The 23,157-nt window shown below is 50.9% G+C and carries 23 protein-coding genes and 2 pseudogenes; 21 read left to right on the top strand and 4 right to left on the bottom strand.

Going from position 1 to position 23,157, the window contains the following annotated elements:
- The 5 genes from PLU01S_RS26065 to PLU01S_RS23610 form a co-directional block, all read left to right on the top strand.
- A partial coding sequence (locus tag PLU01S_RS26065) for a hypothetical protein (protein WP_218019574.1) occupies window positions 1-205 on the top strand: 205 nt, incomplete at its 5' end.
- Window positions 206-312: 107 nt separating this feature from the next.
- Window positions 313-1,998, top strand: coding sequence for an AIPR family protein (locus tag PLU01S_RS23625; protein ID WP_074828672.1), 1,686 nt, complete (start codon window positions 313-315; stop codon window positions 1,996-1,998).
- A 336-nt stretch (window positions 1,999-2,334) separates the two neighbouring features.
- A complete protein-coding gene (locus PLU01S_RS23620) occupies window positions 2,335-2,877 on the top strand; it encodes a hypothetical protein (RefSeq protein ID WP_074828669.1) in 543 nt (180 codons plus the stop codon).
- 43 nt (window positions 2,878-2,920) lie between these two features.
- Entirely contained in the window at window positions 2,921-3,466 is a 546-nt protein-coding gene (locus PLU01S_RS23615; RefSeq protein ID WP_074828666.1) for a hypothetical protein, read from the top strand.
- A gap of 29 nt (window positions 3,467-3,495) precedes the next feature.
- The gene (locus tag PLU01S_RS23610; RefSeq protein WP_159435109.1) at window positions 3,496-3,996 is read left to right on the top strand and encodes a phospholipase D-like domain-containing protein; all 501 of its coding nucleotides are present in this window, start codon (window positions 3,496-3,498) and stop codon (window positions 3,994-3,996) included.
- A 522-nt stretch (window positions 3,997-4,518) separates the two neighbouring features.
- Here the strand turns inward: PLU01S_RS23610 and PLU01S_RS23605 are convergent.
- Window positions 4,519-8,271 carry a hypothetical protein gene (locus PLU01S_RS23605; protein ID WP_112297646.1) on the bottom strand — a complete coding sequence of 1,251 codons (3,753 nt, stop codon included), beginning with the start codon at window positions 8,269-8,271 and terminating at the stop codon, window positions 4,519-4,521.
- Between the two features lie 74 nt (window positions 8,272-8,345).
- Here PLU01S_RS23605 and PLU01S_RS26260 point away from each other — a divergent pair.
- Both PLU01S_RS26260 and PLU01S_RS23595 read left to right on the top strand, forming a co-directional pair.
- A pseudogene (locus PLU01S_RS26260) lies at window positions 8,346-8,697 on the top strand (metalloregulator ArsR/SmtB family transcription factor).
- 254 nt (window positions 8,698-8,951) lie between these two features.
- Complete coding sequence (locus tag PLU01S_RS23595) at window positions 8,952-9,506, top strand: YkgJ family cysteine cluster protein (protein ID WP_074828656.1); 555 nt, start codon at window positions 8,952-8,954, stop codon at window positions 9,504-9,506.
- A 328-nt stretch (window positions 9,507-9,834) separates the two neighbouring features.
- Here PLU01S_RS23595 and PLU01S_RS23590 read toward each other — a convergent pair whose 3' ends face one another.
- From PLU01S_RS23590 to trfA, 3 genes are all read right to left on the bottom strand, one after another.
- Entirely contained in the window at window positions 9,835-10,104 is a 270-nt protein-coding gene (locus tag PLU01S_RS23590; RefSeq protein ID WP_074828653.1) for a hypothetical protein, read from the bottom strand.
- Window positions 10,101-11,654 carry a tetratricopeptide repeat protein gene (locus PLU01S_RS23585; protein ID WP_074828650.1) on the bottom strand — a complete coding sequence of 518 codons (1,554 nt, stop codon included), beginning with the start codon at window positions 11,652-11,654 and terminating at the stop codon, window positions 10,101-10,103. The genes PLU01S_RS23590 and PLU01S_RS23585 overlap by 4 nt, the downstream gene beginning before the upstream one ends.
- 538 nt (window positions 11,655-12,192) lie before the next feature.
- Window positions 12,193-13,065, bottom strand: a complete 873-nt coding sequence (gene trfA, locus PLU01S_RS23580; protein ID WP_074828648.1) for a plasmid replication initiator TrfA — start codon at window positions 13,063-13,065, stop codon at window positions 12,193-12,195.
- 178 nt (window positions 13,066-13,243) lie between these two features.
- Between trfA and PLU01S_RS23575 the strand changes: the two genes are divergently transcribed.
- From PLU01S_RS23575 to PLU01S_RS26060, 14 genes and pseudogenes are all read left to right on the top strand, one after another.
- A complete protein-coding gene (locus PLU01S_RS23575; RefSeq protein ID WP_074828639.1) occupies window positions 13,244-13,909 on the top strand; it encodes a hypothetical protein in 666 nt (221 codons plus the stop codon).
- An 18-nt stretch (window positions 13,910-13,927) separates the two neighbouring features.
- Window positions 13,928-14,416, top strand: coding sequence for a DotD/TraH family lipoprotein (locus PLU01S_RS23570; protein ID WP_169715115.1), 489 nt, complete (start codon window positions 13,928-13,930; stop codon window positions 14,414-14,416).
- A gap of 11 nt (window positions 14,417-14,427) precedes the next feature.
- Window positions 14,428-15,288 carry a type IV secretory system conjugative DNA transfer family protein gene (locus PLU01S_RS23565; RefSeq protein ID WP_074828635.1) on the top strand — a complete coding sequence of 287 codons (861 nt, stop codon included), beginning with the start codon at window positions 14,428-14,430 and terminating at the stop codon, window positions 15,286-15,288.
- Window positions 15,285-16,583, top strand: coding sequence for a type IV pilus twitching motility protein PilT (locus PLU01S_RS23560; protein ID WP_074828632.1), 1,299 nt, complete (start codon window positions 15,285-15,287; stop codon window positions 16,581-16,583). The genes PLU01S_RS23565 and PLU01S_RS23560 overlap by 4 nt, the downstream gene beginning before the upstream one ends.
- The gene (locus tag PLU01S_RS23555) at window positions 16,570-16,839 is read left to right on the top strand and encodes a hypothetical protein (protein WP_019364785.1); all 270 of its coding nucleotides are present in this window, start codon (window positions 16,570-16,572) and stop codon (window positions 16,837-16,839) included. Before PLU01S_RS23560 ends, PLU01S_RS23555 begins: the two co-directional genes overlap by 14 nt.
- Window positions 16,839-17,246, top strand: a complete 408-nt coding sequence (locus PLU01S_RS23550; RefSeq protein WP_074828629.1) for a hypothetical protein — start codon at window positions 16,839-16,841, stop codon at window positions 17,244-17,246. The genes PLU01S_RS23555 and PLU01S_RS23550 overlap by 1 nt, the downstream gene beginning before the upstream one ends.
- Window positions 17,233-17,619 carry a hypothetical protein gene (locus PLU01S_RS23545; RefSeq protein ID WP_074828626.1) on the top strand — a complete coding sequence of 129 codons (387 nt, stop codon included), beginning with the start codon at window positions 17,233-17,235 and terminating at the stop codon, window positions 17,617-17,619. Before PLU01S_RS23550 ends, PLU01S_RS23545 begins: the two co-directional genes overlap by 14 nt.
- Window positions 17,620-17,679: 60 nt before the next feature.
- Window positions 17,680-18,474, top strand: coding sequence for a hypothetical protein (locus PLU01S_RS23540; RefSeq protein ID WP_074828623.1), 795 nt, complete (start codon window positions 17,680-17,682; stop codon window positions 18,472-18,474).
- A 17-nt stretch (window positions 18,475-18,491) separates the two neighbouring features.
- Entirely contained in the window at window positions 18,492-18,947 is a 456-nt protein-coding gene (locus PLU01S_RS23535; protein WP_139208892.1) for a hypothetical protein, read from the top strand.
- Window positions 18,937-19,512, top strand: a complete 576-nt coding sequence (locus PLU01S_RS23530) for a hypothetical protein (RefSeq protein ID WP_074828617.1) — start codon at window positions 18,937-18,939, stop codon at window positions 19,510-19,512. Before PLU01S_RS23535 ends, PLU01S_RS23530 begins: the two co-directional genes overlap by 11 nt.
- A 62-nt stretch (window positions 19,513-19,574) precedes the next feature.
- On the top strand, window positions 19,575-19,919 hold the full coding sequence (locus PLU01S_RS23525; RefSeq protein ID WP_074828613.1) for a helix-turn-helix domain-containing protein: 345 nt from the start codon (window positions 19,575-19,577) through the stop codon (window positions 19,917-19,919).
- A gap of 2 nt (window positions 19,920-19,921) precedes the next feature.
- Entirely contained in the window at window positions 19,922-20,167 is a 246-nt protein-coding gene (locus tag PLU01S_RS23520; RefSeq protein WP_139208889.1) for a hypothetical protein, read from the top strand.
- Window positions 20,168-20,219: 52 nt separating this feature from the next.
- Window positions 20,220-22,574, top strand: coding sequence for a DNA polymerase II (locus tag PLU01S_RS23515; protein ID WP_074828610.1), 2,355 nt, complete (start codon window positions 20,220-20,222; stop codon window positions 22,572-22,574).
- A gap of 352 nt (window positions 22,575-22,926) precedes the next feature.
- Window positions 22,927-23,157 (top strand): annotated as a pseudogene (locus tag PLU01S_RS26060) (RNA-guided endonuclease InsQ/TnpB family protein); the annotation flags it as partial.

The following is a 23,157-nucleotide window of genomic DNA, read 5'->3' as shown; positions in this document are numbered from 1 at the left end:
CTTCGCCCGACAGGGAGGGGAGCAGTCACGTCGTGGTGATTCGTTTCAAGTGTATGTTCAAGGTGGAAATCTCATTCTTCGAGCTGTTCCAAATGGTGATGGTGTCATAAGCGGAAAGCCGAAGGTAATAGTGATACGCTGCCAATTATCGACATCAACAGCAAAGCACTATGAAAGCATGATTGACATCCTCCAGATGAAATAAGGTAATAAAGGGTTATAATCATTCATGTACATAAATCGCCGTGTTGAGCAAATGTCACGGTGGGAATGCGATGTCAATAATTCAACAAATACATAAAGAAGCCAAAAATGATAAAAAAGACAAATGACCAAATAATACTTGAACAAATTCTTAAAGATAAAAAAAGTGAGCTTGGCATTGCCATAAAGAATTCTGAGTTCTTTGAACTGTACTCGGCTTCTGAGATTCTTAAAGACTACGATGTAACATATGATGATATTGAATATGGCATAGTAGGTAATGGCGGTGACGGTGGCATTGATTCTATTTTTACATTTGTCAACGGTGAACTACAAAAGGAAGATACTCAGCTTAACACACAAGTGAGGAAAAATTATATTGAGCTTGTGATAGTTCAATCTAAGACATCTCCAACGTTCAAAGAAGATGCGATAATTAAATTTCGAGAAACCATTCAAGATTTGTTTGATTTAGATAATCATCTCAATGATTTTAAGAAACGCTACAATTCTCTTTTGCTAGAAAAAGTAAGCATATTTAGAAATGCATACTCGAAGCTAGCCAAAACATTTCCAACTGTTCTGATAAAGTTTTTCTATGTTACTCAAGGCGTCGAAGCTGAAATACATCAAAATGTCCTTGATAAATCCGATAAACTCCGGGGTGATATACATAAATTATTTAGTGGCTCAGGCTTTGAATTTTCTTTCATTGGAGCAGCAAACTTATTAGAGATGAGCAGGAATATACCTGCGAGTTCACGTACGTTAGAAATATCAGAGCAACCGATTAGCACATCAGCAGGTAGCTATATATGTCTAGCCTCATTAACAAAATATTATGAATTCATCAGTGACAATGGTGCGCTAGCTAGAAGTATTTTCGAATCAAATGTACGCGACTATCAAGGGAGTGTAACGGTAAATACCGGAATACGCCTGACACTTCAAAATATTAATTCGGATGATTTCTGGTATTTAAACAATGGCGTCACCATTATCACCCCTAAAGCTGTCAGTGCAGGAAAACAGTTAACCATAGAAGATCCACAAATTGTAAATGGCCTCCAAACCTCACATGAAATATATCGGCACTTCTCTAGCGCTGAGAATGCTAAGGATGATAAACGCTCTATTCTGATTAGGATAATCTGTGAAGAAAATGAAGAAGCGCGTGATAGGATTATTCGCGCAACTAATAGTCAGACAGCCATCCTACCCGCTTCACTTAGAAGCTCTGATGAAATACATAGGAACATTGAAGATTATTTGAAAGCTAATGATTTCTATTATGATAGGAAGAAAAATTTCTACAAAAATCTTGGGAAGCCATCATCTAAAATAATTAGCATCGCATATCTGGCACAGGCGATGATGACAGTCATACTGTTCAGGCCAGATAGTGCAAGAGCGCGCCCCTCAACACTTATTAATTCTGATGTTGAATACAAAAAAATATTCAGTCTTGATATCAGTATCGATACATATTTGAAAGTAATACTTATCTTAAAAGCCACTGAGATTTTTTTGAAAGTTGGAGCAGAGCAATACTCCCTTGATCCAAAAACAATGACAAACATAAAATATTATGTCGCTATGGTTGCGGCCATAAAATATTTAAATACCAAAGATGACATTCTGCTGGCATTATCTGCGGCCAATCAAATCACCATTGATGACGCTATTCTTAATGAAAGCCTTGGTATTGTATTAGATCACTATAACAAGTTAGGGGGAGACGATCAGGTAGCTAAAGGTCCATTTTTAACACCAGCTATTTTAGCTACTCTATAGAACGACAAGTTATGACAGACGAAAGGGATATCCTCTGCAGTCTTTGCAATTGTTGATAGAATTTGTAGCGTACACTTTATAGTACGAAATCGTAGATCAGCCGCGCCTGTCTTGTTCGTGTATGGGTTTTGATGCACCCGCATGAGTGATGGGCCGCCGCTGGCATTATCTACCGCTTTAGGGGGGCCGATATCCATGCGTTTTAATGCAGCATAGAGTGCCCGGCTCAGCTCATTACCCAAGCACCTCGTTGACTCTGGCGCCTTTGAAGCTCGCAGAAAGGGGATTCAGCTTGATTGGGAAGTCGTATTCCAAGCTCATGAAGTCATTCTCAACATGACTGATCGGCCTCAAGGCCTCACTATTGTGGCGCCTGATGTCATTGGGGATCAGATAGAGACGCTACACCTCTGGCAGCGATATAGCCTGCGTGTACAAACCTGGATCGATGCTAGCGTTCGCGTCATTGTCCCATTGCAGTGTGGGAATCTGTCAGCCGGTGAAATGCTTGAGCTGGCCAAGAGAATTTTTCAGCGTGATCGTTTTACGGCAGGTATTCCATCTAACCTTGATGCAATGAGCCCTAACGACTGTGCGACGCTTTTTCATCACGACTTTCATATCCTAGGCCGAGTGGCTATCAATGAAGAGTTGCAACTCAAGCTGGATTCTTTGCTGGCCAATAATCCCTCAGCTCGGTATACGGCAGATGCTAACTGGATGCGCTCGCGCATCTCCAAGATCGCTAAGGCAGTACCTCAAATTCATGATCCGTTAAAGCACCGGTTTGCATCACGGAGAACCAGAGCGGTACGAGCCGTCTTGCAAGAAGAGGCGTATAGCTACTTTGAAAGATTCCTGAACTCAGTTGTTCAATGATAGAAAGAGATAAATTACTAGGATGATTTTTTAAGACTGCTACATGAAAAAGCTTTGTTCGTTGATTTCACTTACCTTGATAGCCTTGCTGCTGATAATCGCGTCCTTAAGAGTAAATGCGCTTAGGTTCGAGCCATGGTTCGGTTTTGGCCCTCGTGAGGTTGCTCACCTCATTGGCTATCCTGGGGTTGTTATTGGTCTATGGCTTCTGCTTATCTGTTTTTCTCACGTACAGGCTGCCTGCACTCACCTCTTACTTATGCTGGGAAAGCGTTTAGACGTGTACCACCTGCAGGCTGACATCATAGACTCGATGATTCGTACTGGAAGCGTTTCCATTAAATCCATCTTGCACTTTGTCGCTATCGCCAGCCTTGTTATGTCCATTTGTTTTGAGTGCATCTGGCAGCCATGCATTTCCGTCTACGGAGCTCCAGGACGGGGATTTATACAGTTCCCACAGGTACTTTGCGATGCTGTCGGCATTTCCCTAGCCGTAGCAATTGTCTGGCTTATGGCTGGCAAAAAACTGATGAACATGAATGCCAACATTTGGATTGCATTCCCAAATCGCTCACAACCCCTTTGACATGTTGATAATTAATTAAGGAAAGCTCCGTGCGTCTCATCAGCAATCAGGATGCATCATCTAATCATTTAAGGCAGATCCTTACTATTGTTGCTAATGCGCAACGCGTCGTACTTGTATCCGGCTGGATCAAGCATGAGGGAATCGACTTGCTAATGAGCTCACTCAAGGCTGCTCTTGAACGGGGAGCTTCGGTAACCCTTTTTACCAATGCCGAGCACACCCAAGAAGACTCTCTCACAAAGCTAAAGTCATTGAATGGGCTCAATCATGTGATTGTTCCTAAATCACTCATTTATCTGCATACGAAGCTGTACTACGTCGAAGACAATAAGGGTTTCAAAGCCATTATCGGCTCTGCAAACATCACCAAAGATGCACTTCGGAAGAATGAGGAGTTGTCGGTTTATATTGAAGGCGCGTTGGACTGTGATGAGCATCAGCAGTTAAAGGCTTACCTAAGCCATCTGGATGAGCTGGAAAGAAAAGTCAGGGGGGAAATAGAGATTGTACGGTCAAACAATATCTAATTGATCGGCGGCCACAAAGGCAACTTTGCCCAGTTCCGGTTTGCGTATGGGGCAGGTGGGTCACGTCGTGTGTACACACTGTGACTCTACTATCCGCTGCTCTGAAAAGAAGTCTGACCGTTATCTGGTCCTATTATCTGCTTATGGTTTGCTAGACAAGCCTGCTATCGCTGTTAGCAAGCCAAGCTTGCTCTTAGGCGCTAGTGGCGGGTTAGGGATACACGGCACCTCAGTAACCCTAACCAATAGTTTAGAATTTATTAGGTATTGTATTTTTTAGAGCGTAGCAAGTTTGCCATGTAGCTTTTGATTCAGGTTCAGTCTTTCATTCAGAATCTACTTCAGAGATCACACTCTACTAAGCTGTGTTAAACATCAAGTCTCCTGCGCGTAGGCGCTTTGTAGAGGCCCATGTAACTATTTGGGTCTACCGTATACCCTAACTGACCGCTATCGGCTACGAGCGGTCATCGATTAGTGATCTAAGCTTGCCCAGACACAGTTCACTGCAATAACTTTGGGCTAGTAATGCCGTAAAGAGCCGTCTTCATTGATCAAGCGTTCGCCCCTCGTATTCTCTACCAAGCGAACAAACCAAAACCAGCAATCCTCGCGGACATGTGGTAGAGCATCAATAATTTGGAGAACCTCTCCCCGCGAGTAAGCTCTAAGCATGTCTGCAACGTAACGCAGGTTGTGCCATTTCGGCGAACAAGCGAGGACGCGCTTGATAAGCTCCTCATGCACGGCACGATGCAGAGGATTCGCCGTCGCAGCTAGTCGATACAGCAATGTATCTTGGTCGATGTCGCCCGATGCAATGCACTGTCGGAGAGCATCGATGGGAAATTGATCGAAACCCTCGGCGAATACTTGTGGAATGAGCGCCGCGAGCGTAGGCACTGCCAGCATGCGATTCAGCAGCGGAGCGCTGTAAACAGCCACTCCTTTTAATGCCTTGAGCACCGATGCTGCACGCTCGTCGTCGAGAGCATGCACTATATAGTCGATTGCTAACTCTGGCGAAAGGGCCAATAGCTCGGGCGTGAAATGATCCTCCCATTGGTTAACTACACTATGATGTGCGATCCAATCGGAAAAAGGACGTTCGATGCCATCGGTCGTCTTTACGCCGAGCACGATGCCAGATCTCTTCTGCCAGTCCTGATAAAGTAAAAGTGCTTGGCGGAGGTGATATCCCGAAAGTGCGTGGGGCTGTTCCGCGATGAATTTTACGATATGGAGAACTCCTACTGGATAGACTCGCGCAATAGCGTTGAGAACATCTTCCATTGCCTTCGGCTGCATAGGGCTGCCCAGCCGACGCCAGACCTCGTCGATGAGCGTAACCGGAGCGCTCGGAAGCCAACGCATGTAGGTAAGTGTAGGGATGCGGTGGATACCCGCGAATGATAAAGGCAACTGTCTGATCATCTCAGGCAGGATGTCCTCGCCATGACGCGCTATTAGTATCCGCCAGCCAGCCGCGTCATGACCAGCGGTAATCCAAGTCCTGGCTGTTTCGTCATCAATTTCAAGTGATAACTCCTTGGCAAGTCTGTGATGATGAGGGGCGCCAGTTAGTAAAGCCACGCGCTGAAAGCGGGACACCCACGGCGAGCCACGTTCCACGACAGCAAAGCCGAGCAATTCTTGCGCACGTGGGCCCATGGACGGAAATCGGGAAAGTAGAAGATCGAACACGTCATCACCACCGCAGCCGACAAGCACTCGGTTGAGTTCGAACCACCCGCTTGAATTTTGGTCTACGACGGATTCGACCAACCGTTCGTATTCGATAGCAATGACTCTGGCCAGGGCTCTGTTGCCTCGCCTTGCTGCGGCGGGCCGAAGTAACCAAGCGTGCGAAGCGACGAGAGTGTCTAGATGCGGGCGAACCCATTGCGGTACATCGCTACAACAGCCAAGCGCGGTTGCAGCCGCCTCCGCCCAACCTATTCGGCCATCAGCAGCAACTTGCTCTAGCCAAAGACTCCATTCCGGCCCTCCACCCTCAGCAATTACATCAAGTACGAGGCTGCTGTTTGGTGCGCCTAGCCAGTCGGCGAGCGTAGCGCGCTGCATATACAGAGCTTTGGGACGGAGCGCCTGTTTCCATTCGGATGGATACATGCTTGATCGTTCAAGATCAGCCAGTACCTCCAGAGCGGGACGAAGAAATTCCGGGTGCCCCCCTTCGAGTGCCGCAATAGCGGCACGATTGCGCACAGCTAAGCGAGAATCTGCCAGAGCCCTAGAGAGCGCTTCTGTTAGGGCGGGAATAGGGCGTTCTTCACCGCGGCTTACGTCGAGTGCAGCGGCCAGCACAATATCATCGCTAACCGCTGCATTAACGTCGCTCTCTGCGGCGCGTCCACCCGACTGGATGGCCAGGGCATAGCTCTCGCGTGTCCGGAGCAGGCCTACAGCACGCTTGGCGACAGCGTCGCCTAGCAGACCGCGTCCTGTGAGCCAGCTCCAGTAAAGTTCGTGAAAGGGAATTGCCTGACCGTCGCGCTCGAGAATAGTGCCTAGGCTCCTAAGAAGCCTGGCCGGGTCAGTAATGCCCACCTTCGTTGCCCGAGTTTGGAGCTCATCCATGAGACGACCAAAAGATCGCGTACCGGCCAAAGATAGGTCGGCTGCGGCTCCGGCGAGTATTTCTGTGAAGCGCTCGGGTAGCCCGCGCATGAGATGATCGTGGAATTGACGTAGGAGATCTCCGGTCGTCGTAGAGCGCGCGTTCGAAAGAACGTGGATGGCAAGAAGCAGGGGGAGTCGCAGAAGGTCAATTACCGAATTAGATGGAAGCGCTTCGCCTGGGGTTGCCGCTGCGACTGTACGCATCACCCGGTCCGGTGGGAGCAGCTCAAGAGTCCACTGCTTAAGGGTGCTGTCGTCGATGTCAGCAAATTTAGCCGTCGCAACTAGGCGTACGCTCCGCAGAGCGCGAAGCGCACGTCGCTTCTCACCTACCTGCCCCGCGCCTGCAAGATCTGACCAACTGTCGACGAAAACGCAGACTCGTGGGTCCTGAAGCAGAGTAGTTAGTTTAACGCCTGGAGCCGCCTCCGTGATCATTTCCTCTAAGTCTTGCCAGCCTGCCGCATGTCCTGCTGGGAGATACAGCGGGATGATCGTGTCGGCTGCGAGCAATTTGTTTGCTGCGTGCCAGAGAGCATGCGTTTTCCCTGAGCCAGGCTGGCCGACGATCAGGTGTTTTTTTTCCGGCAACGCAATGAGATCTGATAACGATGCGCTCGTGGGAGCTCCGTTGAACTTGATCTCGCTGAGACGTGGCTCCATTAAGAATGCTTCTACAAGGGCGTCTTTGGCTTCAGCCTTGGCTCCAGGAAATAGCAGGTCGATGGAAGGCGGCGCGCCAGTATCAATTAACGACTCTGCTAGGTCGCGCAATTCGTCAATGGACAGAGCCGTGCTCGGTCCATTGACGTGCTCAGGCAATAAGCCTACGGCGACACTTGAGGGAATGGCTAATGAGGTTGCGCGTTCAAGACAATCCTGAAGTTGTTTTCCGTTTAAGCTACGTGGAGCCGGTCCTAGCGCACACGCAACGGCATCTCGGAACACGGCATCGTATGCGCGATATGCCATATCTGCGGTCGACCGGAACTGTTCCCGGCGACTCACGATAGCTCGTCGATTGCTCTCCTCAAGAGATTGCCAATCCTGTGCGCCGCATGCAAAGACCATAGGACTAAGTAGCTCAGATCTAAGCTGCTCGGGAACGCTATTTGTGACAAAGGCTCGAAGCTCCTCAGAAAGCGTGCGCTGAAGAAGAGCTGCACGAAGCTCCCGAACGTCCCCACCGGAAGCAGCCGCTTCCCAAGCGGTCAGGCCAGCGACCCCGGAAGGCAACGCATCCTTTCGTTCCTTTCCGATGCGCGATGTCGTCAAAAATACAAACCTTACTTCGCGACCACGATTGCAGGCACGTAGCCTGTGCAGAGATTCAATGGCGGCCAGCACATCTGGCGAGTTCAGTGTTACAGCACCAGACTCACGCGTGTCCTTAACCTGCGTGGCCCTCAGAACATCCTCCTTCCCCGGCTCACGGAGAAGCTCGGTGAAGTCCTCGGCGACCTCTAGGTAGAGTTCATCGTCTTCCCTCAGCTCCAACCATGCGGTTGCCGAAGCGTGGAGTTGGTAGACATATCCACGAAGCGACGCAGTTGCTTGCCGCATCACATCTTCTGGCGGAATGCTCCAAAGCTGGGAGGGGTCTCCGAAGACAGAAATAGGTGTGGTCGACATAGACTTGGCTCTGGGTAAGGCAGCGGAATAATGGGAACTGCGCAGTATCGAAGTGGCTAGATACTAATCCAAGTGTGGGCTCTCAACTAGCAAGTCGCCGCCCTAAATGCTTGGTCGACGAGCTCCGTGCCCGTGCCACCCTCCTAATCGCTGAACACGGAGAATTCTGAGTCTGCGAGTTTATGTGCGCCTTGACGTCAATCAGTCCCAGATCAGCCGCTACTTGGCGCAGCTACGAACAGCCGGCCTGTTGCTTGATCGCAGGCAAGGACGGTGGGTGTACTACCGGCCCAATCCCGACCTCCTAGAGTGGTTCAGAGACGTGCTTCGCATTACGTCAGAAGGCAAAGCTGCCTGGTTGAGCGAAAGCACGGCCCGCCTAAGCATGATGAATGGACGCCCAAGCGCGCCACCAGTTGCTGCTAATTTTGCCGGGGCTTTGAGATGGTCGCCCCAGCTGCTGTACCCTTATCTTGGTCATCTGGCAGCGCCGAGGCTTGGAGGCAAGATCCGCTTCTGGTCCGATTTCAGCCGGTCGCCACCAATTGCCGGCGTAAAGCAAACATTGAGCAGTTCCTCTCACAGCCTCTCTTTCGCCTAGAAACGTGTATATGTGGTTATAGCCAGCCTGGGCAAATATTCAGTATGATCAGGCAGAACAGTTAATCGGGAAAAAGAGTATGGGACTCAAAGAAGATCAGGAGTTTTCCCGCACGGCCTGTGAGCGCTTAATTATAAGGTTTCCTGCGAATCTCCTGAAGAAAGAGTCCGCAATAGCAGATCGCCTCAGCCAGGTGAAACTATCGCCCTTTAAGAAGCTGGAGGCCGTCTATGAGCTTCTTGGCGAGATAGGTGCACACATAGCGCCTTCAACGCCCTGCAAGAAAGGTTGCTCATCCTGTTGCCACTACGGGGTCACTGTTTCTGATGTTGAAGTCCAATACATAGAGGCACGTACAAGGCACAAAAGATTGAAGCAGATGCTGCCAAATGAAGATTTCCATGGGCAGGCGTGTCCTTTCCTCAAGGAAAACTCCTGCAGTATCTATTTAGCTAGGCCATTCGTTTGTCGTCGGCATCATTCACTAGCACCGACTCCTGAATGGTGTGCTCCCGATAAGTCAGCTGCCGGTGATTTTGCTCGGCTTGAATCCAGTGAGCTTAAAAAAGCTTTTGACGCCCTACGTGTAGGCAGCCCAGTTTGGGATATCCGACAAGTTTTCAGGAGCCAATAAGCCTTGAAGTCCGTATAGAAGAGTCGAAATGTTCACTTCCAAGAGCATCTCAGCGGCGCTTGCTTGAAATCGTTTCTGGTATTGGCTACCGGAAGCGGTCATCTGAGATAGGCCGCTTCCAGCCAAAAGAAGCGAATTGAACGCGTCCAGGAAATTAGGGGCGACTCAGTACTGACACGGCTGCTGGCACAGCGGGCGACTGGTGTTGCACCAGTAAATGACGGCAAAATTTACGCAGGGTGAGGGTACAAACGCTTACGATTAGAGCCACCCTCCTTCTGTTTCAGAGAAGAAGGATGGCTGGATTAACGTTAGTGGCCTTCAGCGATCAGTCGCCCACGAGATCCTCGAAGTGGCCCTCGCAATAATAGGTTGATCCCACCGAGTGGGTGGCAGGTTCTTCACAGTAATCGCACGGGTAGCCAACCAAGTCAGCATTAAGCTGACAATTGGGACAGAGGCATTCGACCTCGTCAAATTCGGCATCAACGAACTCGTAGTCTTCTAACGAGAAATTGCACCCGCATTCACTGCAGGTGAGATTGTCGTTTGGCGCTTCTGCATCGACAAATTTAGCACTCAGGGAAAAAGGCTTCATGCTTGCGTCTCCCACTGACTAAGCATTTCCCGGGCCGTAGGGTGCCCCTGCGCTTCCGCCTGCTTGAGAAGCTCACAAGCAAGCTCTACGTTCTGCTCAACTCCTAGGCCAATTACCAGGCACCGCGCCTGGTTAACCAGCCCAGTGACAGAGCCCATTCGGGCAGCTTTAGAGAAAAGTAGCCACGCCAGACTATGATTTGACGCGTCACACTGGCCGTTGAACTCTATGGAACCAAGCACATTGAATGCATCTCCGCACCCATGTGCAGCGGACATTTCGAGCCAGTACCGGGCTTCAAACAGGTCAGCAGGTGTACCATCACCATTGAGATAGATGAGCCCTAGGTTCATAGCCGCATCGGCATCGCCCGCTTTAGCCGCTATGCGGAACAACCGCCGTGCCTTCACCAGATTTTGGTCAACGCCATTGCCATGGAGGAAGCAAAGTCCCAGGTTGTAAATGGGCAGGAGATGGTTGAGCTCGCGCGCTGAGCGTGCTGCCTTACGGTACAGGCCAAAGGTTTGGGAAGTAGATGCGCCGCCATTCTGATGATCGAGTATTGTCGCTACCGTATTAATGCTGTGATCATCGTCCAGATAACTGGCCTGCAACAGCAGCTCTATGGCGCGATCTCGGTCTGCAGGGACTCCATTGCCATTGAGGTAGATCATACCTAGGCAACCGATAGAAGCGGCGATGCCTCCCTGAGCAGCCAGCTCGAAATGTCGAATGGAGTCTGGAATACTTTTGGCGAAATTTTTAGCACCTTCCAGGTACATCTGCCCCAAATTGTGGTGAGCAGTAACTACCCCGAGGTTAGCTGCACGCTGATACAGGTCAGCTGCTGCGGTGAAATCCTGATCGCGGCCTAACCCTTCGCTGTACATCCAGCCAAGGTTGAACGCGGCCATTGGGTGCCCACTTAGCTGAGCTTTATGAAGGAGTTCAAAGGCTGTCTCGTAGTCCTTTTTCCAAAGCGCCGAAAGCGCTCTGTGGTACGAGTTATCTTCTGGCAGGCGGCCGGTGGCATCATCGGCAATTGAATTATCCGCATCTCGCTGGATAATCCAGGCCGGGGTGAAAACATCCCGGCAGAGCCAGAACGGTACAGGTGAGCGGTTACAAACGGCCCATTTGCCATCCCCCAGAGGCTTGATATAGGGCTCAGTGTCGAAGTAACTGTCGCGCCACAAACCATCGATCTTAGCCTTGCTGAGCTTGTGTTTGAGCGCGGCTTGCCAGATCTCAATTCGTTCTGCTGGGCTGAGCTTGAAGGCCACAGGAAGCGGCCAGCGCCAGAGCTCTGCCGGCATTGAGATGCCATAAGCCAGCTTCACTGCTGAAGACAGCTTTTCGAATGTCGTGCTGCTGAAGGGGATTGGGGAGTGCTTGAGCAAGGCGACAAGTCGATTGCTGTGCCTGTCGGCAATAGCGTTTGACACAAGCTCTCGCACAGCGCTGAGGCTATCGTCGAAATCCGGATGGTTTTGCTTTAGGTACAGCTGAAGGGCTTTGACGAAGGGGCTGAACTGATCTTTGTCGATCATGGCTAACTCCGATATCTACTCCCACCCCAAATATCGAGTTAGAACCATAGCAACGCGAGAGCTGTGCAAGCTCAGATGCTGGTGTGGAGAAGGCGATTCGGCTGGGGCGGGTTGCCCAGGCTCACCTTAGGCTCTTCGAGCCGCTTAGCCAAGAATATAGACTAGGGCATATTTTTCCGTGAGGCAAGCGGAGGGATAGGAAGCGGTGTCAGCTTATAGGCCCTTTTAAAGCATGGCTGACAGGAGTGCTGCCAGATGAAACAAAGACACCTGGCTTGGCTGCAGCATTGAAGGCCGTCTTGCTGGTAGTGCAAGGCAAGCGATTTAGCCGCGCGCACTTATCAAGCGCCTGCCCTTTTCAGCACTTTCATGAGCCATTACCGAAATGGGGCGGATTTATTTTGTCTGTTCCACTAAGGTACCTCAGCGGTAACGGCGAACAGCTAACGTCTGAGTGTGGCGATAAATAGGCAGGGAGACAGTTCTGGTTGCCAATGTGGTCCAATGCGTCAACGATACAGGTTTGGATGAGTTAACCTTAGAGCAGAAAGCCCGGGACAGCAGAGCCTCGATGCTTTACCACTTGTACCAATCCCTTTCGTGTGATGTTGAAGTCTTGAATAGCGCCGATACTTTTAAGATCAGCCAGGCCAGCCTTAAGGCGTGTCTTGAAGCTTCCCTTCTGAGCGGCTCCAGATCCGCATAAGGTCATGATGCGCTCGATCGTAATGTCTTCTGGATCAGAATGACTGCAGTACCATCCATGTAACCACAACGCGATTGGCTTGCCTCTTAACGCGTCTCGCTGGCGCCAGTTGATCTGAGTCCAGCCATGGCTGTACAGAGACAGCAGGTTTTGGTCCATCTGAACGACGTATTCTTGAGTAACAGTGTCTCTCCATACCTTTAGCAGGTTAGAAGCATATGTGTACCGGTCCTCAAGGGTAATCTTGATGGAGCACGCGACCATGCGGTCAATGGATTCACTCAACCACCGATAATGGTCTCCGCCATTTGGCCGGCCTAAGTAGGAAAGTACGTTGTTTGCTTTGAAAAAGATCTTATCGCCTTGGGGAAGATGCCGGGAGATATGAACCAGCGTTTCCCAGACGTCCAAGTCTGACTGATCAAGCTGCATGCCCGTGTATTGGATGCGAAACCCATCGTTCTGCTCAACGACCTCACCTTTGAGGTATCGCCGAGTCTTCCCTTGGATGGCCGCAAACAATGCTCCCCTGAGAATCGCGTTAGGAACCCCCCTAACGGCCTCGCTCCATTCAGGTAGAGACTTGGTTACATCTTCCTGTTCGATAGGTGGGAGAAGATCGCCTTGGGCAAATTCAAAGTTTGCTTCCTTGGCAGCCTGAGCTCGGCGCTCCATCTGCTTTACCCTGTCGAGGGCACTCGTCATAGGATCTTCCCGTTATTTCCTGATCACAAAGGACGCGTTGTGTTATGCCTTATGATTACCGATAGAACAACGGGTTACATAAGCGGATCCATTAACTGATTAAAGGTTCCCTAGCGTCTTGGAATAGTTTAGTTTTGAGATTACTATAATGTAATTGGCACAGCAAGCAGCGAAGGTTATGCGCTTTACTTCACTCATCATGCAAGGATTGATCCTACTGTCATTGATAGGCATCAATGCGCAAACCTACCTCTCAAGAGAGACCTTGTCTGAGGTTTCAAAAAGCATTGCCAATGCGCAACAGCAGCCTGTGCAAATCCAGCCGACTGTGCAGGATATACCTGACTATGTTCGCGCGAAGCTAGACAAGGTCCAAACGCTCGAAGCTCAGAACGCAGCGCTCAAAGCCATCGTCGCTACGCTCAACTTCTCAGGTAAGGAAGATGATCAAAGCCGCATGGATACTATGCTTCCGCCTCTTCCGACATCTCTCGGACCCGGACCTGGAATTGAAGGGTTACCAAGTCCACCGCCCTCGCTCAAGTCGATGTTTAGCCCACCACAAGGTCCGACAGCTGACTCATCTGTAGCTGGGGCTGCTGCCCCGAAAGTAGCCTCATCCAAAACCAGTTCGCAAAACGGCCAGCAAATCATAACGCCTATCCGCTTCCAGCCTAATGGTTCACTTGTCTACCTGGCTATGGACGGGGTGATCCGGGTCGTTCATGTGAACAGTCAAGTTTATGGCGTTAACGGCAAGTACCTTGGCGAGAAGGCCGGTAAGGCCGAATTTGAAATTCAGGGCAAGCGCTTTGTGCTGCCATTAATTACCGAACACAGTTAAGCAGTCTGGAGAAACCCGGTGAAGAAGTACGCAATGCTTTCCGCCCTGTTGTTTTTGGGTGCGTGCGCCCAGCAAAAGCCGCAACCGGTAGATAACCTATCAAATGATCCGTCCCTCGCTCGGCTGGCTGCCGCTGCTGAATTGGCCCAGCGAGATCTTGAACGCCTGTCCCGCGCTGAAAATGCCATAGCTGACCAAAAGCGCACGCCCTTGGATCGTCAGCGTGAGGCTGTTGCTCGGTCAGCTACCGTCCCGGGTTTTGAGCGCACAACGAGTGAGGTCTTCACATTGCCTTACCCTAAGGCAATCGAGCGTATTGCTGCTCTGGCCGGCTACCGCTTCACTTCAGCCGTGACTCTTCCAAGCAACCCGGTCATGGTCAATGTAGAGGGCGGTGGTCGTACCCTGCAGGAAGTGATGCAGCAGGTGATGGATCAGGTCCCCTCTGACATGCGAGTTCATGTTTATTCGGCCACCAAGACCATTGTTCTGGCAGCAAGAACTTGAGGGGACAGCATATGAAATTTTCAACTGTCGCCTTTTCGTTGTTGTTTATCTTATCTGCCCACTCTGCATTGGCCGCTTCTCAGGAAACGGCTGTTTCAGCGGATGAGGCTATGGCCGAGATCAAACAGAAGGCGAGGGAAACGCCTACTGCCGATATGAGTGATGACAAGCGCGCTGAGCTGACAAAGCAGCAGCTTATGTCTGAAGCTGGACACAATTATGGCGTGCAGCTCGGTCGATATAACCACTGGCTGGCGCTTATCGATGCGATGGATAGAACGGCTATCAAATTAGATCAGGCCTTCCCTTTTGGTCGCTTGTACCTTCGTAATGGCACCCTTCAGCCGCCCATTCTAGACGCAGGCGAAGACTATCGTTCAATCGAGGATGAGGGGCGCCTGCGGCGCCTGGTCAAGCAGAACTACCGTACGCTGGTTCAAGCCCGTTTCAAGAACGCCCCGATGACCTGGCGCGACTTTATGCTGCCAGACGACCTTGCTAAGCCACCACTACCGCGCGAGACGATGCTTCCCCAAAACAGTACACAGACTGAGCTTTGGGATAGAGCTATGCGGTCAGGTATGGAACAAGGCCGGCAGATGGCAAGAGATGAATGTGACTTGCGCACCGAAGCACTCCAGCGTGCTTTCCGCGGCTTGCTCCTATACCGATTCCTGGCGCGTCAGGGCATGGTTGAGCCGCCAAAGGTTATCGAGCGCAAGCCTGGTGAGGTCATTACCAATCAAAAGGGTGATGAGCTGCTGGTAGGCGTTCAAGAAGAAGTTATCTCCCAGGACGCATACTTTGTAGCAGAGCCCGGGCGATGGAAGCCTATCGACTATGGTTTCGTCGAGCCTGGAGAGCGCCGATGACCGACATTGATGTCGATATGAGGGCCCGGCAAGCCTTTCTGGAGATGGTTTCAGAAACTGCCCCTGACATCGCCCATAAATATAAAGGTCTGGTCACGGCTGAAGTCGGTGCTGACCTTTTCCGAAATGAGGCAACCGAGGATATCTATGTCCCATCGAGCAGTTCGGGCTATAGGCTTCCAGCTTCGCTTCGCAGCAAAGACGATGTTAATCAGCTCTTGGCGTTCGCCTACGAGAATGATGTAAACGACATCAAGTTTGGAGATGGCGAGGCGATCAGTGTCCGCGTTCACGGAAAGATCTTTAGGCTAAGTGAGCGCAAGCTGGCTAACGAAGAGCTGCGTAGCATCATGACCGTGCTCTATGAAGACTCGTCTTCTATTGTGACATCGGTACTAGGCGGGGACCGAAAGGACTTTGCGTATACAGTGCGTCAGGGCAGCGTCATGGTATCGCGCTGGCGGGTATCGGTTACTTTGCGAACTACCTATGCAGGAATTGGCTTTCGAGTCACTTGCCGAAAGATTAGTGTCGTCCCGCCAGATCCTGAAGATGTCCGTCTCGAAGCTGACGTGATTGACTCGTTCATGAACCTTGACCGAGGCATGATCCTGGTAACAGGCCCAACAGGTTCTGGTAAATCAACAACGCTCGCCGCACTGACCAAGAATCGCCTACGGTCTCCTATTCATAGCGACCATCTTATAACCATTGAGGCGCCTGTCGAGTATTTGCATGACACCTATGCAACCCCGTTTTCGGAGGTTACGCAGTGGGAAGTGCCGCGCATGCTTCATTCATTCGCCTATGCCGTTGAGACCTCCCTTCGAAACGATCCAGATCTGGTCATGATTGGTGAGTTACGTGACCGTGAAACGATGAGGGCTGGCATCGAGGTATGCCTCACAGGCCATGGCATGTTTGGCACGCTACATACCAGTTCAGCTGTTCAGACGGTAACCCGATTTTTGCAGTCATTTTCTGCAGAAGAGGTGCCAGCTGTTCAGTATGACCTCGTAGACAACCTTCATATGATCCTCAGTCAGCTGCTGCGCGCCGGTCCGGATGGTCGCCGGGTTGCTCTACGCGAGCGTCTTCATTTTGATGGGCAGATCAAGGATCAACTCAGGTCAGCTAAGAACCTTACACAGAAGCTGCGGGAAATCATGGAGCGATATGGCCGGCTGATGGTGGAGGAGGCTGAGGAAAAATATAGAGAGGGGCTCTTGACCAAGGAAGAGCTCGATCGAATCCGTTACATGGATGCTAAAGAGCGAAGTGATGCAAGTGAATGATATTGATGTAAGTGCTGATGCGTCTGCCTATGTCCGTGCCTGTGGTGAGCCTGAAGCTTTAGGGCATCACCCAGCTTGGATCCCACTCTTGATTGCAGGCGGCTTTCTCCAGGTCATACCCATTCAGATCGCCTGTGGGATAGGCATTGTGTTCATCATTTACGCCAAGAGAAAAAACTGCACCATATTTGACCTGCTAAGACGGATCCGCCGCATGATTGCCGGAAAAGTCCGTAAACCGTTTAGGAGCTGCTGATGAAACGTCTACCCATTGTTGCCGGCGCTCTGCTGTTATGTGGCTTTTCACATCTACAGGCCGGTGAGTTTATCGTTCATGATGCAGTTGTAGTAACAGACGGTTCTACACGGTTAGTCAACTGCCAGAATACTCGCGGGCTTTTCGTGCTCAGTCGGCCACTCCACCAGGTAGACGCTTATGTCGTGAAAACAGACATTGCACGCTCTCGCTTGAGTGATGCACTAGAGCGGATATTACCGCCTGGCTGGACGGTTCGATACTCATCGCCAAATGTGGAAGGGGAGTTGGTTAACTTACGAGTACAATCATATTGGGCCGATGCGCTCAAAGTACTGACTCAAGATTTCAACCTGTTCACTATTGTTGATGGTGAACGCCAGGAGGTTATCGTTGGCCGTCTCTGAGTTGGTGACCTATTCAGCCGTGCAGTGTTCGGTCGCGGTGCCCGAGATCCACTTCGTTAGGCGGCCACGGCAGGTGCATGACGACGCCCTCTGTATTCTCTCGTTAATTGGGCCTGCTCAGGCCCATTATGCGTTTGTTTCTTTCTTGGAACGGGAAGGGGGTCTTCTATTCTGGAACGAGACCATGGCCCTCAAGCTTGAGCTTACCCGAGGTAATTTTATCAAGCTGCGGTCTCATTTGCTTTGGCGTAAATATTTCTTTATCACGCCAGCGGGCATGGTCCCAGCCTTGGAAGATATGGACGCAGCGGTATACGTACCCTATGAAAATTTTGCGTCCCGCTTCTCAATGAGAATTTTTGAACCTACTTAAGTAAAGCACTTATAGTTGTGTATACTATTGAGTAGATGAAAATTCATGAAAGGAGACGTCATGCCAAGTGCTGAGATCGAGTCAGGTAAGCGAGCCGGCCAAGTGTGGCCGCCACAGGATCGTGCGGTTACAGGCGATGATGTCCACGAGTTTCTGGATCGCTTTAGACTAGATATTAACCTGATGGAGGCAGTGTTTGCCATTCCTTCTCGTCGTGCCTGGTATCAGTTGGCTAAAGAGCCTAACAAGCCGGTTAATATCGCTCAGGCCATCCTGATTCGCTTCTTCTCTGTATATCCGCATCTTCTGCCCTTTTACAGCGAAGAGAGTGCTGAGCAGTTACGCGAGCGCCTTAATCTCTCTCCTGCCGCCTTTGGCCTTCTGGTCGGGCGTCAAGAGATCAGTGTCCGTCAGTGGAGCGAGGAGCGTGAGCCGCATAAGGTTGTTGGCCATCTGCTTTACCTCATTCGCCGCTGCTTGACTCTAATTGAAGGCAATGACCCGGTGTTGAACGGGGAGGAGATGCTAGCAGACATCGTTCGCTTCAGCTTCCTTGAGTGGACATTGCGTGGTGAGTCGCCTTCCCAGCGTCGCTCTGAAGGCCCTGCAACTAATATTGCTCTGTTCCGTGAGGTACTAAACCTGGTGCCCCATAACAGTCTTGCTCGGGCGACCGAGGGCTTTGATTTGGGCGATGAGGCTATCAAGCCCAAGCTGAGCACATCTAAAGCTCCTGCTAAGGCTGATGAACTAACAGTGACTGCAGAAGAGCGCCGTATTGCGACACAAAGTGTTCGAGACCGCCGTAAAGCTGGCCGGGCATTGAAGGATATCGCTCCGACATTCAAGCTCTGATGCTGGAGGATATGGCTATGTTTCGTGCAGATTATGGTTATCTTGATTTGGGCACTCCAGATGGCAATCTCGCCTTTCGCGACGAGATCACTGGGTGGTTGCAAGAAATTGGTAATCAAGCGATCGAGCGCGGCTATGCAGTGAGCATGGATATCGCTGCCAAGAACCCACCGCTTAGCTCAAAAGCAGCGGGCACCGTTGCGCTGTACCTGGTTTCAGAATCGAATCCTGACTATGGCGCAACCCTAGTAGTTACTCATCGCGAGATCAAGAATACCTTTATGCCGGGCCGGGCCGATGGTGTGCATATACATGCTCAGGCACGCTTGCTCAAAGAGGGTCGCTGGGTTAGCGTCAACTACAAGGCTGACCCTGTGCCCCTGATCTCGACCGAAGACGCGGCTGTCCTTGATCTGCTCAAGAAGCTGCTTACTCGCACTACACCCAACTATCCTGCGGCAGATGCGTTCTAGTATCCCTGCTGATACTCGTCTGGTTTTCCCTGAGTCGCTTCGAGAGCCTTTAATAGAGGCCTTGAGCGACCTTTTTATTCCCAGTTGGCCGGATACTGCTGTTCCCATCGAGCCGTTCGCTCACAGTATCGCCCAAGTTGTGGACGCTCTATTGCGTGGAAAGTCTAGAGTTGGGCTCCGCGACTTTCCGCCTAGTCTTATAGACAGGCTGATTGAAAACAGCCACCGAGCCAGCGAGCGGATCACCCAGGGTACTCGACGTAGCTCAGATCAGGATGGATATAGCTACCGTTTGGTTGTGCTGGGTAATAGGGTAGGGGCCGTTATGCTGATTGACGTTACGTCGTCCAGGCCTGATGACGAGCCGTGCATATTTGCATCGATCGCAACGCTTTTCTCGCCTGAGGAGTTTGATCGTGAACGCAGAGCTATCCAGCGTATCGAGTATGACCCTCAAGGTTTGACTCAAGCGCTAGCCAAAGAGATGGCGCCTAATACTCCTGTACGCGACCAGTCACTCGATTACAACCTTGAGTTTGATCTTCCTGCTCCAAGACCACGTTAAGCGTGACAGCAGGCAAGCTCGCGCATATCATTTTCTGCGTTTAACGCATATGGATGGACACGATGCTTTCCGCCCCTGCCTATCATAAGGGTGATCTAAGACGCATGCTGATAGTGCTTGCGGCTATCGAAACCCTGGAAGAGCCGTCATTCGCTGGAGTAGCAGAAGCTACTGGGCTCGACTTTAAAACAGTCAATGATTTGCTCGCAAAAGCGCAAGAGCAGGCGGGCGTTGTTATCGAGAAAACAAAAATTTCTCATCGGCACGTCAGATATGCCATTACTGACTGGGGACCGGTTATCAAGAAGAGCGGGGCAATTATGGCATTCAAGGGAGAGCTCGGATCGGTTGAAACGTCAGTAAGCCGAAATCGATCTCTTCGTAAATCCAATGAGAAGGGTGCATGAGCATGGCAATGACTTCTCAGCAGCAGGTCGAGTACTTGATAGGCCAGGTTAATGCTTTAGTGGGTCAAATCAAGCTGGCAAAAAACTCTAAAGGTGAGTTGGGCCGTATCCAGGCGGCTGAGCAACTTGGTCATCTTAGGGGATACCTGACCTCTCTGGAACATGGTGGCCTAATCTTGCAACAGGATGGCGGGCGCCTGCACGCAGCTCTGGATCGGTACGCTCACTTTCTTAAGGGGCATGCCTGAGTCGACAGAGGACACGCTACAGGTCTGCAAAACACTTCGAGGATAAAGTCGCGTGAACCAAGGTTTCATTTTGACCCGGCACTGGCGCGATACCTCGGCGGGTACTGAAGTTGAGTTTTGGCTAGCCACTGACATGGGGCCGCTTCGGGTCCGCATACCACACCAACCTTCCGTTGCTTTCATACCAGCTGAACATCGTGAAAGGGCTCTGCCTATTATTCAGCGTGAGGATGGAGCTGAGCTGCGGCCGCTTAATTTGTGCGATTTCAGGCACCGGCCTGTGCAGGGCCTATATTGCCAGCAGTATCGACAGCTTTTGAACCTCGCCTCTCAGCTCAGAGACGCTGGGATTGATGTGTACGAGTCGGATATACGCCCTCATGAGCGCTATCTGATGGAGCGCTTTATTACTGCCCCCGTGTCTTTCAGCGGCATCGCCGATCATCAGGGGCTGCGTGATACTCAAATGAAGCCGGCGCCGAATTATCGACCTCAGCTTAAGCTTGTTTCGTTGGACATTGAGACTACTGCTTATGGCGAGTTGTACTGCATTGGTCTCGAAGGGTGCGGCCAGCGCCAGGTTTATATGCTGGGTCCAGCTAATGGCAATAGCGATGGCCTGGACTTCAAGCTTGAATATTGTGATACCAGGGCGCAGCTTCTTGAGCGGCTCAATCAATGGATGGTTGAGCATGATCCGGATGCCATTATTGGATGGAATGTCATTCAGTTTGACTTGCGGGTACTTCAGGAGCATGCCAAAAAACTTAAGGTTCCTCTTCTGTTAGGGCGAGGTAGTCAAGAAATTGAGTGGCGTGAGCATGGCGCCAACAGTAAGCACTATTTTGCTTGTGCGCCTGGGCGGCTCTTGATTGATGGTGTAGAGGCGCTGCGCTCAGCCTTTTGGAACTTCCCATCATTTAGTCTTGAGAACGTCGCTCAGACACTTTTGGGCGAGGGGAAGGATATCGATAATCCTTACTCCCGTATGGCCTCGATCAACCGCATGTTTGCGGAGGACAAGCCAGCGCTAGCACGCTACAACATCAAGGACTGCATACTAGTAACCCGGATCTTTGAGAAAACTGAGATTTTGACGTTCCTGCTGGAGCGCGCCAGCGTTACCGGTTTACCTGCAGATAGACATGGCGGATCAGTTGCAGCCTTTACGCATCTGTATATGCCTCTTATGCATAGACAAGGTTATGTTGCACCCAACCTCGGTGAGCGTGCACCTGAAGCGAGCCCTGGTGGGTTCGTCATGGACTCTCGGCCTGGCCTTTATGATTCAGTGCTTGTGCTTGATTATAAAAGCCTCTATCCCTCGATTATCCGCACCTTTCTTATCGATCCGGTAGGCCTGGTCGAGGGCTTGCGCCACCCGGATGATGCTGACTCGGTTCCGGGCTTTAGGGGCGGGCGCTTCTCCAGAACGAAGTACTGTCTTCCGTCCATTGTTGAGCGGGTTTGGAATGGTCGTGAGACGGCCAAGCGGGAGGGTAATAAGCCCCTTTCTCAGGCACTTAAGATCATCATGAATGCCTTTTATGGTGTGCTTGGATCTAGTGGTTGTAGGTTCTTTGACCCTCGACTTGCCTCCTCTATCACCATGCGCGGGCACGAGATTATGCATAAAACTCGTGAGCTGATTGAGGCACAAGGCTATCGCGTTATTTACGGTGATACCGACTCCACCTTTGTTTGGCTTGGAAAAGCTCACAGCGAAGCTGATGCATCTCAGATTGGCCAGTCACTGGTGAGGCTGGTTAATCAGTGGTGGCGTGAACATCTGGCTCAAGAGCTTCGGTTGGAGAGCGCCCTTGAGCTTCAGTTCGAGTCACACTTTTGCCGCTTCCTGATGCCTACCATTCGTGGCGCTGAGGAGGGCAGTAAAAAACGATATGCAGGTATGATTCGCCGAGATGATGGTCAAGAGGAGATGGTTTTCAAAGGCCTTGAGACGGTCCGGACTGACTGGTCCCCCCTTGCTCAGCAGTTTCAAAGAGAGCTATATCTTCTCATCTTCAAGGGGCAGCCCTATGAGGCCTATGTGCGTGATTATGTCCAGCGGACCTTGGCTGGTGAGCTGGATCATCTCCTGATTTTCCGTAAGCGGCTACGCCGTCGGCTGGATGACTATCAGCGTAATGTACCCCCTCATGTTCGGGCTGCGCGAATTGCGGATGCATATAATGATCAGCAGGGGCGGCCGCGGCAGTATCAGCGGGGAGGTTGGATCAAATACCAAATGACGGTAGCAGGGCCTGAGCCGATGGAGGTCAGGACAGCTGCGATCGATTACGACCATTACATCAAGCGGCAGCTTGAGCCCGTAGCAGACGCAATACTGCCCTTTGTAAATGACCGTTTCGCAAGGCTGATCGATGCCCAGCTGAATTTGTTTTAAGGCTTTCTCGCCCATTCCCGATCAAAAACACGGTTGAACGAGTTCTGTACCTGGTTAAGCAGAGATAAAGAAAGCGGTCGATCGTACAGATTTACGAATTAGCCCCATAGGTCCATATGCAAGCGTTGGTAAGACTTCCGGATGGCACAGGGCAGACGCTCAAAGTTGAAGGTATGAAAGATGCCTGTAGGCAAGCCTAGCTTATAGGAGCCAAAAGCCTGGTCTGTATGGACGAAGAGACCTGGACATTTACCGAAAGGCGCGAAAGGCCCCGTACTTTTAGTGCGGGGATGGATAGCTCGGGCAGCGAAGCGGCCCTACAATCACCGTATCCATATCTATTGATGACGTAATGCTACATACCAAGACTCTTAAAGTTCGAGTTCGAGACAAGCATGCTCCTTTGCTTCGGCAGATGGCGCGTAGCGTTAATTTTGTCTGGAACTACGTAAACGAACTTAGTCAGCGCTACATTCGTGAGCGCGGAGGGTTCTTGTCGGCGTATGACTTGCAGAAGTACACGAACGGATGCGCTAAAGAACTAGGGCTACATAGCCAGACCGTACAGTGCGTCAGTAAGGAA

Origin of the sequence: Pseudomonas luteola NBRC 103146 (genome assembly GCF_002091675.1) — a bacterium.
Lineage (GTDB): Bacteria > Pseudomonadota > Gammaproteobacteria > Pseudomonadales > Pseudomonadaceae > Chryseomonas > Chryseomonas luteola.
The sequence above is the reverse complement of the archived record's forward strand: the minus strand, read 5'-3'. Positions and strand labels throughout refer to the sequence as shown.

What these genes read in the sequence shown, in the direction of transcription:
- PLU01S_RS23625 (WP_074828672.1), top strand. Translation starts at nt 313, where the DNA reads ATGATAAAAAAGACAAATGACCAAATAATACTTGAACAAATTCTTAAA.
- PLU01S_RS23620 (WP_074828669.1), top strand. Translation starts at nt 2,335, where the DNA reads ATGACTGATCGGCCTCAAGGCCTCACTATTGTGGCGCCTGATGTCATT.
- PLU01S_RS23615 (WP_074828666.1), top strand. Translation starts at nt 2,921, where the DNA reads ATGAAAAAGCTTTGTTCGTTGATTTCACTTACCTTGATAGCCTTGCTG.
- PLU01S_RS23605 (WP_112297646.1), bottom strand. Translation starts at nt 8,271, where the DNA reads ATGTCGACCACACCTATTTCTGTCTTCGGAGACCCCTCCCAGCTTTGG.
- PLU01S_RS23595 (WP_074828656.1), top strand. Translation starts at nt 8,952, where the DNA reads ATGGGACTCAAAGAAGATCAGGAGTTTTCCCGCACGGCCTGTGAGCGC.
- PLU01S_RS23590 (WP_074828653.1), bottom strand. Translation starts at nt 10,104, where the DNA reads ATGAAGCCTTTTTCCCTGAGTGCTAAATTTGTCGATGCAGAAGCGCCA.
- PLU01S_RS23585 (WP_074828650.1), bottom strand. Translation starts at nt 11,654, where the DNA reads ATGATCGACAAAGATCAGTTCAGCCCCTTCGTCAAAGCCCTTCAGCTG.
- trfA (WP_074828648.1), bottom strand. Translation starts at nt 13,065, where the DNA reads ATGACGAGTGCCCTCGACAGGGTAAAGCAGATGGAGCGCCGAGCTCAG.
- PLU01S_RS23575 (WP_074828639.1), top strand. Translation starts at nt 13,244, where the DNA reads ATGCGCTTTACTTCACTCATCATGCAAGGATTGATCCTACTGTCATTG.
- PLU01S_RS23565 (WP_074828635.1), top strand. Translation starts at nt 14,428, where the DNA reads ATGAAATTTTCAACTGTCGCCTTTTCGTTGTTGTTTATCTTATCTGCC.
- PLU01S_RS23560 (WP_074828632.1), top strand. Translation starts at nt 15,285, where the DNA reads ATGACCGACATTGATGTCGATATGAGGGCCCGGCAAGCCTTTCTGGAG.
- PLU01S_RS23555 (WP_019364785.1), top strand. Translation starts at nt 16,570, where the DNA reads ATGCAAGTGAATGATATTGATGTAAGTGCTGATGCGTCTGCCTATGTC.
- PLU01S_RS23550 (WP_074828629.1), top strand. Translation starts at nt 16,839, where the DNA reads ATGAAACGTCTACCCATTGTTGCCGGCGCTCTGCTGTTATGTGGCTTT.
- PLU01S_RS23540 (WP_074828623.1), top strand. Translation starts at nt 17,680, where the DNA reads ATGCCAAGTGCTGAGATCGAGTCAGGTAAGCGAGCCGGCCAAGTGTGG.
- PLU01S_RS23535 (WP_139208892.1), top strand. Translation starts at nt 18,492, where the DNA reads ATGTTTCGTGCAGATTATGGTTATCTTGATTTGGGCACTCCAGATGGC.
- PLU01S_RS23530 (WP_074828617.1), top strand. Translation starts at nt 18,937, where the DNA reads ATGCGTTCTAGTATCCCTGCTGATACTCGTCTGGTTTTCCCTGAGTCG.
- PLU01S_RS23525 (WP_074828613.1), top strand. Translation starts at nt 19,575, where the DNA reads ATGCTTTCCGCCCCTGCCTATCATAAGGGTGATCTAAGACGCATGCTG.
- PLU01S_RS23520 (WP_139208889.1), top strand. Translation starts at nt 19,922, where the DNA reads ATGGCAATGACTTCTCAGCAGCAGGTCGAGTACTTGATAGGCCAGGTT.